The sequence below is a fragment of the Methylorubrum pseudosasae genome (assembly GCF_029504475.1).
In the GTDB taxonomy this organism is placed as follows: Bacteria; Pseudomonadota; Alphaproteobacteria; order Rhizobiales; family Beijerinckiaceae; genus Methylobacterium; species Methylobacterium extorquens.
This window is the reverse complement of the sequence record NZ_JAQGDU010000002.1, coordinates 2,108,744-2,122,783: the sequence shown is the minus strand read 5'-3', so window position 1 is coordinate 2,122,783 and position 14,040 is coordinate 2,108,744. Positions and strand designations below refer to the sequence as shown.

General features: G+C 63.2%; 16 protein-coding genes and 2 pseudogenes. 9 read left to right on the top strand and 9 right to left on the bottom strand.

Going from position 1 to position 14,040, the window contains the following annotated elements:
- Window positions 1-493: 493 nt before the first annotated feature.
- From M2437_RS10895 to M2437_RS10885, 3 genes and pseudogenes are all read right to left on the bottom strand, one after another.
- Entirely contained in the window at window positions 494-946 is a 453-nt protein-coding gene (locus M2437_RS10895) for a Ros/MucR family transcriptional regulator (RefSeq protein WP_253387404.1), read from the bottom strand.
- Window positions 937-1,224 (bottom strand): annotated as a pseudogene (locus tag M2437_RS10890) (transposase); the annotation flags it as partial. The gene M2437_RS10895 and the pseudogene M2437_RS10890, both read right to left, overlap by 10 nt.
- 63 nt (window positions 1,225-1,287) lie before the next feature.
- A complete protein-coding gene (locus M2437_RS10885) occupies window positions 1,288-1,500 on the bottom strand; it encodes a hypothetical protein (protein ID WP_253387403.1) in 213 nt (70 codons plus the stop codon).
- A 257-nt stretch (window positions 1,501-1,757) separates the two neighbouring features.
- Between M2437_RS10885 and M2437_RS10880 the strand changes: the two genes are divergently transcribed.
- Together M2437_RS10880 and M2437_RS10875 are read left to right on the top strand one after the other, a co-directional pair.
- On the top strand, window positions 1,758-1,961 hold the full coding sequence (locus M2437_RS10880; protein ID WP_129545747.1) for a hypothetical protein: 204 nt from the start codon (window positions 1,758-1,760) through the stop codon (window positions 1,959-1,961).
- A gap of 235 nt (window positions 1,962-2,196) precedes the next feature.
- Complete coding sequence (locus tag M2437_RS10875; RefSeq protein WP_253387402.1) at window positions 2,197-2,565, top strand: septal ring lytic transglycosylase RlpA family protein; 369 nt, start codon at window positions 2,197-2,199, stop codon at window positions 2,563-2,565.
- A gap of 170 nt (window positions 2,566-2,735) precedes the next feature.
- Here M2437_RS10875 and M2437_RS10870 read toward each other — a convergent pair.
- Window positions 2,736-3,919 (bottom strand): IS3-like element ISMex5 family transposase gene (locus M2437_RS10870; RefSeq protein WP_209688052.1). Its coding sequence is split into 2 segments (ribosomal slippage): window positions 2,736-3,655 and window positions 3,655-3,919, totalling 1,185 coding nucleotides; the frame shifts between segments, so codons are not numbered across the junction.
- A 104-nt stretch (window positions 3,920-4,023) separates the two neighbouring features.
- Here M2437_RS10870 and M2437_RS10865 point away from each other — a divergent pair.
- Together M2437_RS10865 and M2437_RS10860 are read left to right on the top strand one after the other, a co-directional pair.
- Window positions 4,024-4,749 carry a hypothetical protein gene (locus tag M2437_RS10865; RefSeq protein WP_253387401.1) on the top strand — a complete coding sequence of 242 codons (726 nt, stop codon included), beginning with the start codon at window positions 4,024-4,026 and terminating at the stop codon, window positions 4,747-4,749.
- Between the two features lie 796 nt (window positions 4,750-5,545).
- Window positions 5,546-5,827: a hypothetical protein gene (locus M2437_RS10860; protein WP_253387400.1), complete on the top strand. Its 282-nt coding sequence runs from the start codon at window positions 5,546-5,548 to the stop codon at window positions 5,825-5,827.
- Window positions 5,828-5,934: 107 nt separating this feature from the next.
- On the opposite strand, the gene M2437_RS10855 is transcribed toward M2437_RS10860, so the two are convergent.
- The 3 genes from M2437_RS10855 to M2437_RS10845 form a co-directional block, all read right to left on the bottom strand.
- A complete protein-coding gene (locus M2437_RS10855; protein ID WP_253387399.1) occupies window positions 5,935-7,047 on the bottom strand; it encodes a helix-turn-helix transcriptional regulator in 1,113 nt (370 codons plus the stop codon).
- 89 nt (window positions 7,048-7,136) lie between these two features.
- Window positions 7,137-7,676, bottom strand: coding sequence for a helix-turn-helix domain-containing protein (locus M2437_RS10850; protein ID WP_253387398.1), 540 nt, complete (start codon window positions 7,674-7,676; stop codon window positions 7,137-7,139).
- 178 nt (window positions 7,677-7,854) lie between these two features.
- The gene (locus M2437_RS10845; protein ID WP_499006707.1) at window positions 7,855-8,007 is read right to left on the bottom strand and encodes a hypothetical protein; all 153 of its coding nucleotides are present in this window, start codon (window positions 8,005-8,007) and stop codon (window positions 7,855-7,857) included.
- A gap of 70 nt (window positions 8,008-8,077) precedes the next feature.
- Between M2437_RS10845 and M2437_RS10840 the strand changes: the two genes are divergently transcribed.
- The 4 genes and pseudogenes from M2437_RS10840 to M2437_RS10825 all read left to right on the top strand — a co-directional run bounded on the left by M2437_RS10840 (window position 8,078) and on the right by M2437_RS10825 (window position 10,343).
- Complete coding sequence (locus tag M2437_RS10840; protein WP_253387397.1) at window positions 8,078-8,341, top strand: hypothetical protein; 264 nt, start codon at window positions 8,078-8,080, stop codon at window positions 8,339-8,341.
- The gene (locus M2437_RS10835) at window positions 8,338-8,559 is read left to right on the top strand and encodes a hypothetical protein (protein WP_253387396.1); all 222 of its coding nucleotides are present in this window, start codon (window positions 8,338-8,340) and stop codon (window positions 8,557-8,559) included. Before M2437_RS10840 ends, M2437_RS10835 begins: the two co-directional genes overlap by 4 nt.
- Before the next feature lie 509 nt (window positions 8,560-9,068).
- A pseudogene (locus M2437_RS10830) lies at window positions 9,069-9,230 on the top strand (helix-turn-helix domain-containing protein); the annotation flags it as partial.
- 114 nt (window positions 9,231-9,344) lie between these two features.
- Window positions 9,345-10,343 (top strand): alpha/beta fold hydrolase, encoded by a 999-nt coding sequence (locus M2437_RS10825; RefSeq protein WP_253387395.1) that lies wholly within the window; start codon window positions 9,345-9,347, stop codon window positions 10,341-10,343.
- A 502-nt stretch (window positions 10,344-10,845) separates the two neighbouring features.
- On the opposite strand, the gene M2437_RS10820 is transcribed toward M2437_RS10825, so the two are convergent.
- Entirely contained in the window at window positions 10,846-13,233 is a 2,388-nt protein-coding gene (locus M2437_RS10820) for an EAL domain-containing protein (protein WP_253387394.1), read from the bottom strand.
- A 77-nt stretch (window positions 13,234-13,310) separates the two neighbouring features.
- On the opposite strand from M2437_RS10820, the gene M2437_RS10815 reads away from it, so the two are divergent.
- Window positions 13,311-13,442, top strand: a complete 132-nt coding sequence (locus M2437_RS10815) for a hypothetical protein (RefSeq protein ID WP_277570283.1) — start codon at window positions 13,311-13,313, stop codon at window positions 13,440-13,442.
- 106 nt (window positions 13,443-13,548) lie between these two features.
- On the opposite strand, the gene M2437_RS10810 is transcribed toward M2437_RS10815, so the two are convergent.
- Window positions 13,549-14,022, bottom strand: a complete 474-nt coding sequence (locus M2437_RS10810; protein ID WP_147019022.1) for a response regulator — start codon at window positions 14,020-14,022, stop codon at window positions 13,549-13,551.
- Between the last annotated feature and the right edge of the window lie 18 nt (window positions 14,023-14,040).

Below are 14,040 nucleotides of genomic sequence, written 5' to 3'. Positions count from 1 at the left end.
GGCTGGACGGGCTGGCATGTCGACGTCCACGACGCCAAGGGGCGCCGGGCGCTGCTGCGGGCGCTCACTGACGTGCGGGCGTGAGGGAGCTAGCAACGTGGCCATGAGGACGCGCTTCGTGGATCTACTTTCGCCGCCGTGAAGCAACGGCCGCTCGCCCAACAGATGGCTTAGGTCCTGCGGGCTGTGCAGTACCCCCGACCTGCCATAGGCAAGCCACGACCAGCTAGGAGCAGAGCTCCAACACGGGGCTCTCACAACACTCTAGCTTACTGCACCAAAGGGAAGGCGCCGGTGGCGTCTGAAATGCGCCACGAGCCGACATTGGGTTGGCAGGTGCTGAACCGCCGCTCTCGACCCTTCTCGGACTTTCCAAAGGTCTGCATACCGGCAGTCAAATTATCTATGAATGACCGAGCTTAGCCGTTAATCGGAGGGGTAATTTATTACCAAAGCCAAGCCTTCAGGGGTCGAATGCCAGTTCAAAGATATTTTAACCAGCCATTTGCGATCGCTTAGTCGAACGTACAACATCTGACAATTTCGTTCGCTGGTCTGTTCTGCGGCCCTTCCGGCCACTCTCTTCCAAATTCTTGCCATCGGCCATCGCGCCGGGACGTCTAAGGCCGATGGACTTGGCGAGCTCAGAGCGCCGGGCGGCGTAAGCGGCGGCCACCATCGGGTAGTCGTTGGGCAAACCGTAGCGCTGGCAGTAGCTGTAGGGGTCAAGCCCGTGGGCCGAGAGGTGGCGCTTGAGCGTCTTGTAGGGCTTGCCGTCGATGAATGAGATCAGCGCGTCCGGCGTGATCGACTTGCGTACCTGCCCCACCACCGCGGTCGAGACCGCCGTGCCGACGAGCGCAAGGGTCGCCACCGGCCAAGCCCGCTCTCGCAGGGCGTGAAGGTTGAGGTTGAGCGCGCCGGCGAACAGCAGGAAGGCCAGCATGCCGTTCCCGAGGCGACGTCCGCCAGCACCTGCTTCTCCAGGGACAGGTCAGCCACAAGCCGCCGCAGCCGCGCGTTCTCGCGCTCAAGATCCTTCATCTTCCTGGCTTGATCGACCTGCAGGCCGCCGTACTCCTTGCGCCAGCGGTGATAACTCTGCTCGGAGATCTCCGCCTCCTTGCATGCGGGCGCCAAACTCTTGCCCTGGGCGGTCTGCACCTCGATCTGGCGCAGCTTCAGCACGACCTGCTCCGCGCTCGTTTTCTGATCTCGCCGCATGTCCGGCTTCTTTGGTCCTGGCTGATCCTCTCAATCAGCCCGGTCCAAAACCAGCCGGTCAGGTCAGGCGCCAACCATTGCGTCGGTCTGCTGATCGAAATCAGAGTCGCTCTTCCACTCGGAGCCGCGATGCCATGCTAGGAAGAGAGCCGCACAAAATCCGGAAACGCTGCCAACGAGCGGTCCAGCCATAAGAGCCAGAAGCAGGCTGGTAGAGGCCGTGAAGGACATCGCTAGAAGGCCAGCCGGCATCGCCGCAAAAATGATCAGGAACATCGACGACCTCGAGGCCGCTGCGCCTCGGCTGTGCGGCTTGCGTAAGAGTGACGGCAAGAGGAGTTAAGCGTTGGTTATCGCGGAGCTGATAATGCTTAGCGCGCAGCTTGCTTTGCCCTAGATCCCCACCCTTTGGCATGTCTGAGCCTAACTCGGGCCAGTTCCCCACGCTCCGGACCACTCTGACGGGCGAGACGATCGACGCCATGCTGCTGTCCGGTCATCCCTGACGCAGGATCTGGAAAGGGAGGTTCTGCATGGCGCGCTTCATCGTGTTCGAAAGAGCCACAGGTCGCGTCTATGGTGACACGGCTCGGTTCGGCGCGGCAGGTGATGTGGTTCCACCTGCGGACGCATTTTATTTGATCGATCGACATGCTGGCCGTCCCACACGCAGCTTTGGCTACGTCGATGCCGGCAGAGATCAATTCATAAGTGCATGCTTCAATGGATCACTATGATGCTGGAGCACAGGTGGACATGGGCTGAGATCCAGAGTTCGCGCCCACACGAGCACGCGGCGCCGTTCGAGGCGAGCAACTGTTGTTCGATGAAGCATCCGACTAGTCGAGGCAGGAAATTTCCCTGCCAAATCTGTGGTCAGGTTATGGCTGAACTGCCATATTGCACCGCACCATAGTGCCGTCACATTCCAAGGTATTTTGCTGCTCGACCAGTAATCACGAGAGAGCGGAAATGATCTTGGGTGTTCGCCTTGCTGTCCTTGGCCTCGCTGCTGTGAGCTACTTCACGAGCTCTAGTGCCGAAGCCGCGCCGAAGGCGGCGGGGCAGTCCGGTGCCGCCTCTTGGTACGGTCCGGGCTTTCACGGGCGGCTCACCGCCAACGGCGAGCGCTTCAACACACATGCGCTGACGGCTGCCCACCGGACGCTCCCCTTCGGAGCACAGGTTCGGGTGACCAATAAAACCAACGGGCGCTCTGTGGTGGTGCGGATCAACGACCGCGGCCCGTTTGTGGGCGGACGAGTGATTGATTTGTCCAAAGCCTCAGCGCGCGCCATTGGCGTTTCGGGAGTTGCAAAGGTCAGCCTCACGCGAGTGTGAGTGTCTTACTGCTAGCCGCAGCCAATCCCCTTTGTCCCGGCATGAAGAGCGCTTGTTAGGAACCCCTGCTGGCAGGCTGTTGTTTGGCGCCTTGTAGTTCGCCTCATCTCGGGCCGCTCAGGAGGTGTCATGGTGCTGATCGGCCCCCACGCGGTGGTCCAAGTTCTAAGTTAGTGCAGGGTCGGCCTTTGCTCCACGGGTCGCTTGGCCGGCGGAGCCGACCGAGTGAGCGCAGCCGGCCAAGCGGTGAAGGCCGGCACGAACACCTCCGGGGCCGGTGGTCGGTAGCCGAGCGAGGCGTGCGGGCGCACGCTGTTGTAGTGTAGACGCCAACTCTCGATCACGATCTGCGCCTCCTTGAGCGTGTAGAAGATCTCACCGTTCAAAAGCTCGTCCCGTAGTCGTGCGTTGAAGCTCTCGACGTAACCGTTCTCCCATGGCGAGCCGGGTGCGATGTAGGCTGTTCTGGCGCCGACACCGGTGATCCAGGCCTGCACGGACTTGGCGATGAACTCCGGACCGTTGTCCGAGCGGATATGGCTGGGCACGCCGCGCAGGATGAACAGGTCGGACAGCACGTCGATCACGTCCGCCGCCTTCAGCTTGCGTGCGACGCGGATCGCCAGGCACTCCCGCGTGAACTCATCGACCACGTTCAGCATCCGGAACTTGCGGCCCTCGTGCGTGCGGGCTTCGACAAAGTCGTAGGACCAGACGTGATCGCGACGCTCCGCCCGCAATCGCAGGCAGGAACCATCCCCGTCCCAGATGCGGCCGCGCTTGGGCTGCCGAGACGGGACCTTCAGCCCCTCGCGCCGCCAGATCCGTTCGACCCGCTTGTCGTTGACGAACCAGCCCGCCGCCTTCAGCAATGCACCGATCTTCCGGTAGCCGTAGCGCCCGTACTGGCGAGCCAGTTCCACGAGGTCGGCTGTCAGCGCGGCCTCATCCTCTCTTCCCCGCGGCACCTTGCGCTGCGTCGAGCGATGCTGCCCGAGCGCCCGACAGGCGCGGCGCTCGGAGACGTCTAGGACGTTCATGACATGCGCGATGCAGGCGCGTCGGCGCGCGGGGCTGGTCAGTTTCCCCGAGCGGCCTCCTGCAGGATCAGCTTGTCGAGGGTGAGATCCGCAATCGCCTTGCGCAGCCGCTGGTTCTCAACCTCCAGGTCCTTCATCCGTCGAACCTGATCGCTCTTCAGGCCGCCGTACTCCTTGCGCCAGCGGTAGTAGGTCACTTCCGTCACGCCGATGGCCCGGATCGCCTCCGCCACGCTCTGGCCCTGCGAGACCAGAACATCCACCTGCCGCAGCTTGGCGACCACGTCTTCCGGCTTGTGCCGCTTCGTTCCCATCTGTCCGTCCTCATCTGGCTCAAAAGCCATACCTCAGGGCGGACCACTTCAGTGGGGGCGGATCAGTGCCCCACGTACGCACTGCCCGACCCGTAGTGGTTGCAATGATCGCAGGTAGTATTGTGGTCAGTTCCGCCGCACACGTGCGGGCTGCGGAGGAAGGCGGCCTCGGCGGTCTGTTCCAGCAGCTCTTTTCACCTCAGCCTACACCAACTCCGCAGCCGATTACTCCCTCGGCTGACCAGTCGACCTCATCTGAGCAGGCGAACAGTGCCACCGGCTTTGGTAGGCGCACCTACGATCGGCGCGACGGCCGCCAATCAGCGCGCCGCCAGCAGCTAAAGGAGGCGCATGCGCAGGTGAAGCCAAAGGTACGCTACGCATCCTTACCCAAGCTCGCGAAAGTGGCCGCGCCTTCGGACAAAGAGCAGCGCCCCACTGCTGCCCTGGACCTACGGAAGTATGCGGGCAATCCCGATGCCGCGTTCATGCATGATAGCACGCTACGCAAGGGCGACATCGTCATCACTACTTCTGGCCCTAAGGTGTTCAAGGGCAAGACAGGCGAGCGGCACGCAGCAGCCGAGTTCGAGCCGGCGAGCCGCTCGTCCGCTGTTGATCGAAAGACGCGTAAGCTCCTGGCTGCGATGGTAGCCCCATACGGTGCGCTTCCCGCCTATGCGGCGGATAAGCTTCTGGCAAAGCAGCGGCGCCTGTCAGATCCTTCTTCAGCCTCTGTCGGGCAGCAGGTTCAAACCGCTAACTTGCGGGTCGTGTACCCGTCAGGTCTGCAGGGGGCAGCAGTGAGGGTCAGCTTGCAGGGGGACTGATCCAAGCGGGTTTCTCGCAGACCACTGCATAGGAGACCGCCTGCACGATCAGACTAGCCCGCGGCCAAGAGGATCAAGGCGACCGCGGCCAAGCCGATGCTCGATGTTCCGATTGCCCACCCCCGCAGCCTCCGGCGGTGGCCCTTCCCAGCCGACACGTCAGAAGACTGAAGCTTGCGGCTGTTGTCATTCGCGCCTTGGGATCGTGCGGGAGGAAGCAGGCATGCGAAGGCGGGATGGGAGTGGCCGGCCCGGCCGCGATCCGTCCCGAATGTGCGAGCTGTACACATGCGCCTGCTCCCCCATACGCAACCAGGATAGCGTGCTGTCGGCGCGGTCACGATGGAGAGTGTGGACGGCCGGATGACACAGCGTTCGCGGTGTTCCAAGAAGCGGTCATCGCCCCAGGCAGACGGAACGGTCGCCTACCGGCCTCATGCATTTCGCTGCGCGTGAAGATCCCTGGGCCGACGAGGCGAGAGGCAGTGGGGGTAGAACCCTCCCGCCCCGCCGGTATTCCCCGGCGCTTAGGCCGAGGCCGACGCGGTATCTGGAGCGCCGCCACGAACGGTGAAGCTTGCCTTCTAAGATACCTGCACGACGTGTTAGCCTGCAGCTCGACCAATCGCCTGCTGTCCAGTCTCAATCCGGCGTCAAGATTGAACCAGAAGTTATTGATGACGGCGTGCCAAATGGCACGTCGTTCCAGAAAGTTCAGGCTTAACTCAGCGCTACGCAACAAGTCACGGCCAGCCGCCATTCGACGGAGACCGCGCAAGCCTTATAGGGTTGTGCCATGAACACTCGTATTAATTCTGCCGTCGCTGCTTTTGTTTTGGGCATTAGCGCGATCTATTCGACTGCCTTTGCTCAGAGCATTTCGACGGTTCGAGGTGAGAAGCCGTCGAGCTTCTTCACCGATCGCCCGGCTCCGAACGCTTATGACGACCTTACAACCGGCTCAATCAGCACGGGTTGGAACCGCAGCGTCGATCGCTCAGCCAAAGAGGGCAACGCGGAACTCAACGACCGCTATGTGCCCAACTACGGCATGACCTCTGGTGGTCCGAGGCGATAACAGGGGCACGACACGCCCCGCCAGCCCGTGAGCAGATCGGGCGGCGGGGCCTCTTGAAAGCATCGATGCGACTTCTGAAAGTTGCATCCTAGCGTTCATGTAGCGGCTCAAGAGGTCTTTTCGGACTCGCCTGGCCGTATCTGACTCATCCCATTGAGTAGAGCAGCGAGCACCGCCTGCCGTGACGTCCCAGTCTTAGCGAAGACCGCCTTCAGCTGGCTACGAACGGTACCTTCGGTCACGCCGGCCTGAACCGCTGCCTCGGGGACGCCCAGTCCTCGGGCGATGTCGCGGGCGACCCGTGCCTCGGCTGGAGTCAGGTCGAACAGTCCCTGGACGAGCCGAGAGCTCGGCAAGCGCTCTGTGTCGGCCGTTGTGATGACGACGAGGCAGGCCGTACGCGCGAAGATGTCCCGTGCGGAACCGCTGACCGGCACGAGATGGAGGATCGCTGGCCCACGCCCTGGCTCGGCAGAGATTGGGATTGAGGCACCTGAAGCTGTGTCCGGCGCCGAGCGGGTGCGTGCCAGATACGCTTGCACCTGTGCCTGCGCCGTCTGATGAGTCACGATGAGCCCATTGGGGCCATCCTGTACCAGCGCTGGCATTAGAGCTTGGAAGCCGGCATTGCATGCAATCAGGGTACCCCTAAGCGACACCGCAGCTGCAGCGAGGCCGAGAGCTTCAAGGTCGCCGACAGTGGCCTCATAGCGGCTCCGGGTGTAGCGTGCGGCCAGCAGGGCGGCACGGGCCAGATGAGGCCGGTAGAGGTCAAGGTGCTCGGCCTGCTCTCGTAGGAAGGCGCCCTGCGCGTGGCGTCGCTCGATATTGACGACGAGGGTGTCGCCGTTCGGCACGGCAATGGCCGTACCAAGATGCCAGCCGCCTCCGATCCGGCGCATGTACTCGTACATCAGCTCGGCATCGAGTTCGTCATAAGTGAACAGGTCGAGGTCGGTCAAAAAGCCAGCGTGCTCGCGGCGGACACCGCGCTCGACAAGCGGGTTCTTCGCCATCCACCCAGCGGCCAGGAACTGCGCAAAGAAATCGATTGTCTGCGGGGACGCAATCCAGCGTATCGCTTCGGAGGTGGCGGTGAACAGCATCCCACCCCACGCATCAGTCCTTTCAGATAATCGGTCCAGCAGCGTCGGCCATAGCTCTGGAATATGAGCCGCCTCGTAGATGGTATCGATTAGGGACTCGTCGGGGCTGGACATGTACGACAGCTTGAGCGGAAAAGATGCATAGTCCTGTCTCCGAAGGCATGCCGCGACAAGCTGCGCGGACAACGTAGCCCCTTATTCCACTAACCGGATGCAAGCACGTAACAGGGGCTTTTGCGACCCGAGGGCTCAGGCTGATGATTGATTGTTAACCATACCGCTCCCATTTCAGGGACATGCCGATCGCGATCCTTTCGCTCGATCGGACGCGGCCACGATGCCGGGATGGGGGTGACGCCGGATGTACGCGCACCTTCGTTCTGGCTCCCGTGACCGTTCTCTTTCCAGCTCTCAAAGCTCTTTATGTGCAGGTAGGTGGGGTCGAACTCGGCTACCTCGTAGAGACGCTGCCAGTTTTGGATCTCCAATTGACGACGCTCGAAGTTGATAAGGTTGGCGTCGCCTATCTGCTTCAGTACCAGGCTGATATTTACCGTCGTCAGGCCCATCGCATCGGTCAGATCCGTCTGCCGCAACGGCATCGGGCAGCGATAATCGGCAGCATCCGCATCGACACGGTCGTGGGTGAAGGGACCTCGATCAAGGTCTACCTGCCGCGGGACGCGAGCGAGGCCGTGACAGCGCCCGACCGGCCCGACGCCGCCGATTGCGCCACGCGGCACCCGCCCGGCAGCACGCCCGTTCTGCTCGTGGTCGACGATGATGCGGAGGTCCGCGAGGTCACCGCGACGCGTCTCGTCGAAGCCGACTACGAAGTTCGGGAGGCCGGGTCAGGCCTCCAGGCGCTGGCCGCCCTCGAAGCGGATCCTTGCGTCGACCTAATCGTCATCGACTTCGCGATCACACGCCGAAAGTCGCGGCCTTCACCAGAACCAGGGCGTCGTTCGACTCCTCGGGCAGCATCACCACCATCGAGACCGACCGCTGAGGTCGGTCGCGATCGTGTTCCGAGGTGTGGAATGGAGACGCGTGCTGTGTGCAGGAGCCGAACATCAACCACTCGTGATCGCCCGTGTACGGCTCCGTTAATAGCCACGACGGTCGAACCGTGATTCGGTTTGTCATGACCGAATCCCCCACGGTCGGCGAACTGTTCAGGGTCAACGCCGTCACAGACGATCAGGTGAGCGCGGCGGTCGAGGTCTATCTTACGGATCTGTACGCGGGCACCTTTCAAATTGCTGACGGCTATGTTGTCAACCTCGATGCGGCGGTCGCCGAACATCCCTGGGCCAGTCTCGTCGTCGCTAACGAGGAGTCGAGCCCCAGTCTGAAGCGCAGCATCGTCCGCATGGCGATCCTACTCGCCCGGGCGCAGAAGGCTTGAGCGCACCCGACTACACGGTCGAAGAGATCGCTGCCGGCCAGTTCGCGGTGAAGGTCGGCAATGAGCTGGCCGGCTATGTGTCGGAAGACGGCGAGCACCCTGGCATCTGGGTCAACGAAGATCCGAACGGTCGTCTCATGAGTCGGTCGGCCACGCGCGAGCAGGGCGCCGAGTTCCTTGCCGCATGGTTCGCAGCCGTTGACGAGGGTCGGAAATGAGCACGCCCCAGCCCACCGAACGATCCGCCGCCGAGATGCGCGACCTGCTTCGGATCGCGTAGGACCTCGGCCTCGACGAAGCCACACAGCCTTGTGACTCGCGTTTGGCAGCGGCTTCGGCACCTAAGCAGCATGAGAATTCTTGCGGAATATTTTCGAGCACAGGCTGAGCTCTGCCGCGAGATGGCAGACGCGCTGTCCCGTCAGGACCACTCAGTCATATCGAAGCTCCGCGACATGGCTGCCGAGTTCGACCACAACGCCGGTGCGCTCGAGCGGTGGCTTGCAAAAGAGGCCCTAGCCGAACCCCTTCAAGCCGGTCCTCCTAACCTGCACTGATACACGGTCGCGCATAGGAGGCACGTTCTGCCGCCGGAACGTAGGCTGCGGCGGCCGCTATTTAATTTTTAACCTATGATTTATTATCTGAATATATAACTTAGGGTTGCCGGTGGTGATTAGGCCGGAGGCAAGCTGCCCCGCCGCTTCCCAACGCAGAGCGTGAACCCATGGACGACCCAAGTGCATCGCCGAAGCAGGCAACCAAGGAGGACGTTATCGTCGGCCTGCGCATCCAGACCTTGCGAAAGTCCAGGGGCCTCTCATAAACGGCGCTCGGATTCGCCATCGGCGTGTCGTTCCAGCAGATGCAGAAATATGAGAACGGCATCTTCTCATTGGAATCGGCAGCACTTCGTGGCTAAGGCATCAGCGTAGCGTTCAGCATTGCCGTCTGCGGAACAAGCCGCAGGTTCTCGGTTTCCTCACTGATCAAGCGAGGATGCATGCACGACGACAGCGCTCAAGATGTCAGCCCCGCCCGCAACCGCCGGGGCTGGTTAGCTCCTGCCCTGATCGGCTCGGCAGCTGCCCTTGGGATAACGGTGCTCTACTCGGCCGCGAAGGCGCGTGAGGCGGAGGTTCGCTACCCGCCCATCGGCCGCTTCATAACAGTGAACGGTGTGCGCCTGCACTACATCGAGCGTGGGGAAGGCGAACCCTTGGTCCTCATCCACGGCAACGGCACTATGGCCGAGGACTTCCTTGTCAGCGGCATTGTTGACGAGCTCGCCGAGCGTTACCGCGTGATCATCATCGACCGGCCCGGCTACGGCTACAGCGAGCGTCCGCGGGCGCTCTGGACGCCACGCGCTCATGCCAGGCTCTACCAAGCAGCTCTGAACCGTCTTGGCGTGTCACAGGCGGTGGTGCTCGGACACTCGTGGGGCAGCTTGGTCGCGGTGGCCCTTGCGCTCCAGGCTCCGCAGCTCGTGCGGAGCCTCGTGCTGGCCTCCGGCTACTACTACCCAACGCTGCGCGCCGACGTCTTCCTGTTTTCGCCACCGGCAATCCCAGTGGTCGGAGATGTGATGCGCTATACCGTGTCACCAGTGATCTCGCGCCTGATCCTGCCGAGCCTGTTCAAGGCCATGTTTGCGCCGGCCGAGGTACCAGAGCGCTTCGACAAGCTGTTCCCGAAAGCGCTCATGCTCCGGCCTTCACAGCTGCGTGCGGCTGCCGAAGACGCCGCCCTGATGACGCCGGTCGCCGTCGAGCTTCAGCAGCACTACCGCGAGCTGAGATTGCCGGTGGTGATCATCACGGGTGCGGACGATCAGATAGCGGATGTTGGCCGCCAATCTGAGCGGCTGCACAGTGAGGTGGCGAACAGCGAGTTCGTCGCTGTTCCGGGCATGGGTCACATGATCCACCACCTCTCGCCCGAACAGGTGATCAGAGCCATCGATCGAGCGGCAGAGAGGTCACCGGCTAAAACCCCTTGAGGAGCTTCCATCTTAAAGCGCCGTCGCTTGATCGATTTGTAGCCCGATGGCAGCGACCTCCTCAGGCGCGAGGACATCACCGGTCGCTTCCGCCACACAGTCTGCAGCGACACTATGGTGCTGTAATCCGTTACGGCAGCTTCATCGGATGTCTGCTTTCCACCCATTGCAGCTGTTGCGACTGGCCAATTTAACTGTTTGTTCCAGGCCGGATAACGGACATTAACGGTAGCTGTTGATGCTCGCGTGCCAGGATCGGAGTGTTGCGCAGCTGGGTGTTGCTAACGCGCTGCGTGTCACTCAAGCGAGCACGACCAAGCCCGAACCGCTCGAACACCTGCACCATAGCCGAGCACGCAGATAAGCTTGGCATAGTCGGTCATGCGAAGGTCCCCGACAGCACCGCCAAAAGCAACTCGACGGCTATATTCCGTCCGCGCGGCAGACATGGCTGGTCCATGGTTGTGCGAGCGGGGCTGACGCTTGCCCCTTGCCGGTGAGCTCAGGCGTGTTTTCGGTCTTTGGCGATGAACGGAATCGTGCCGTGTGTGTGCTGGGTGAACTGCGTGATGGGCGACGGGCGGCCCACCAGGTAGCCCTGGGCGGCCTGGCACTGCTCGGCGACCAGGAAGCCAAGTTCCGCCTCCGTCTCGACGCCTTCCGCCAGCACCGGCAGACCAAGGCCGCGCCCGAGACCGAGCACCGAACGCACGATGGCCGCCGTCTGTTCGTTGCTGTCGACAGAGCGCACAAACGAGCCGTCGATCTTGATCTTATCGAATGGGAACGAGCGCAAGTTCGACAGGGACGAGTAGCCCGTGCCGAAGTCGTCCATGGCGATGCGCAGGCCGAGCGCCTTCAACTGGCGCAGGGTCAGGAGCGCTCGGTTCGGGTCGCTGATCAGCGCAGTCTCGGTTACCTCGACCTCCAGCCGGTGGGGCGCCAGCCCGGTCCTGAGCAGCACCTCGTGCACGAGGCCTACGAAGTGGGTGCTGTGGATCTGCACCGCCGAGACGTTGACAGCGATGGTGAGGGGCTGCGGCCAGGTTGCGGCCTCGCGGCAGGCCTCGCGGAGTACCCACTCGCCGATCTGCAGGATGACGTCGCTCTCCTCGGCGATGGGGATGAACACCGCCGGCGAGATGTAGCCGCGCTCCGGGGGCTTCCAGCGCAGCAGCGCCTCGAAGCCGATGACGGCGCCGGTGCCGACATCGGTCTGCGGCTGATAGACAAGGTGCATCTCTCCCCGCGCCACGGCGTGGCGCAGGTCATGCTCCAACACGCGGCGCTCGCGCACCTCGATGCCCATCCTGGCCTCGAAGAAGCGGTAGGTGCCGCGCCCCTCCGACTTGGCGCGGTAGAGGGCGGTGTCGGCGTAGCTTAGGAGCGCAGCCTGCTCCAGGGCATCGTCAGGATACAGGGCGACGCCGATGCTGGTGGCGATCTGCGGTCCGCCCGTGTCAGCCCTACCGGAGCGCAGCGCCTCCAGGATGCGCTCGGCGAGCCGGCCGGCCTCCGACGGGCCACCGCACGGCATCAGCACGGCGAACTCATCGCCGCCGAGGCGGGCCATCATCTGAGTATCGTCGAGTTCGCCCGTAACGATGCGGGCGACGCTCTCCAGCATGGCGTCGCCTGCGGCGTGGCCGAACAGGTCGTTGACCTCCTTGAAGCGGTCGAGGTCCAGGCAGAGCACCGCGAGCTTGCGCTCGCCCGCATCGGCGGCACGCATCTCCTGGTCGAGTCGCTTGCCGAAGCTCGCGCGGTTGGCCAATCCGGTGAGCGCGTCATGGTGAGCCAGGAACTGGATCTGGCTCTCGGCCTGGCGCCGGGCTCGCAGGTCGCGCACGGCGACGGCGTAGTGGGGCCGCCCTTCATATTCGACGGGCTGCATGATGACCTCGACCGGCACCATCCCACCGTCGGCTAGCCTAAGCTCCGCCTCGACAGGTCGCTCAAGCTGGCTCGCCAGGGCGAGGCGAGCGGCGTCTCCCGGCAGGTACGCCGAAAGGGTCGTGCCCGCGAGAGCGTTCTGGGGCATGCCGATGAGCTTGGCGAAGCTGCGGTTCGCGCTGACGACGGTGTCCCCAGTGCAGACGATGAGACCCTCGACGGCGGCGTTGGCGAGGCTGCGCAGGCGGTCACTCTCCAGCTTAGCATGCCGTCGGTCACGCACGGCAAGCGCCATGGCTGCACCGGCGAGCAGCAGGATGGCGAAGCTCGCCAGTGCGACCGCGACCGCGAGCCATGCGTTCGGGACCGCGGCCTCGGAGACGGTGAACGTCGGGTCCGGCGTGATGGTGACGGCGCCCATGGCGGTGAAGTGATGGCTGCAGATGGCGAGCAGCAGCAGGAACGCGGCAGGCATTTGGCGGGACAGGCCCCGCGCGCCGACCTGCGCCGCCAGCGCGGCGCCCCCGAGGAGACCGCCGAGTGCGAGCGAGACGGCGACGGTAGCCGGATCCCATGCCTTGTGGCCGGCGACCTCGTAAGCTGCCATGCCGGTGTAGTGCATCGCCGCGATGCCGAACCCTAGGATGGCGCCCCCGGCCCAGGCCGCCCCGCGACCGCCGACCAGTACTGCGAGCGAGAGGCCGGAGCCGACCAGCGCGATGGCGATGATGAGGGAGAGGCCGGTGAGCGCGACCTCGTAGCCGCTTGGTACGCCCGGCGCGAATGCCAGCATGGCAATGAAGTGGGTCGCCCAGATGCCCGAGCCGCCGGCTGCTGCTGCCACGGCGAGCCACCCGGCTTGCGTCCAAGCCCTCGCTCGGCGCGCGTGGCTGACGAGGCACACCGTCGTCAGGGCGGACAGGGTGCAGATGCCGGCTGCCAAGGCAACGAGCTGGAAGTCATGAGCTTCGACGAGGCAACCAACGACGGTAAGCATGGGCGAGCCCCGGGGACGTTCGAATCCCCAGGGTAAGCCACAGCCGTGTAGAACAATGTTAATGGCGGGCAACCGGTTTGCGGATTCACACCAAGGCGCTGGGCGAGTCGGGCGACGAGAGCAACCTCAAGCAGGCGGTCACTGAGATCTACAAGGCCGACAAGTACGCCAGTCAGCTCGCCAAAAGCCTGCAACAGGCGGCGGTCTGACGGAGGCTAAGCCGTAGTGCCAACTTCTGCAGCAAGATGGGGGCTGGCTCCTGGCAGCCGCTGGGGCAGTGCCTCAAGCCTTGCCCTTCTCGAAGAGGCACTTGATTCAGGCGAGGAGCGCGGTCTGCAGAACTGCACGAGGTTGAGGTGTTAACATGCCCTTTGCCCTGGTGTAGGGCCGCGGACGGTTGATCACCTCGTCGAGCCGGGACCACAGCGTCTTGGGTGAAAACGGCTTGGCAATAACTTCGTTGACGCCAAGCCGCATTGCGCGCTCGACCCGATCTTTGCGTGGCTGCGCCATCATCAGGATCATGGGCGTGCTCGGAGCCGGCGACGTGCCCACGTCTCGGACAAGTCGGATCACCTCCTCGCCCGTCAGGATGCCGAGATCCCAGTCCAGGATGATGAGGTCCGGTCGGCCCTCCACGAGGACGCTCAGGCCTTCCGCACCATCCGGCGCTTCCTGCACGCGCCGGATACCTGTCCTCATGAGCATATCTCGCACGATGCGGCGGATGTAGAGGCTCTCGTCGATGACAAGAGCTGAAATGTCGGGGAAGACAGGGCTAGCAATCATTGCGTCTGCCTCCGGCCG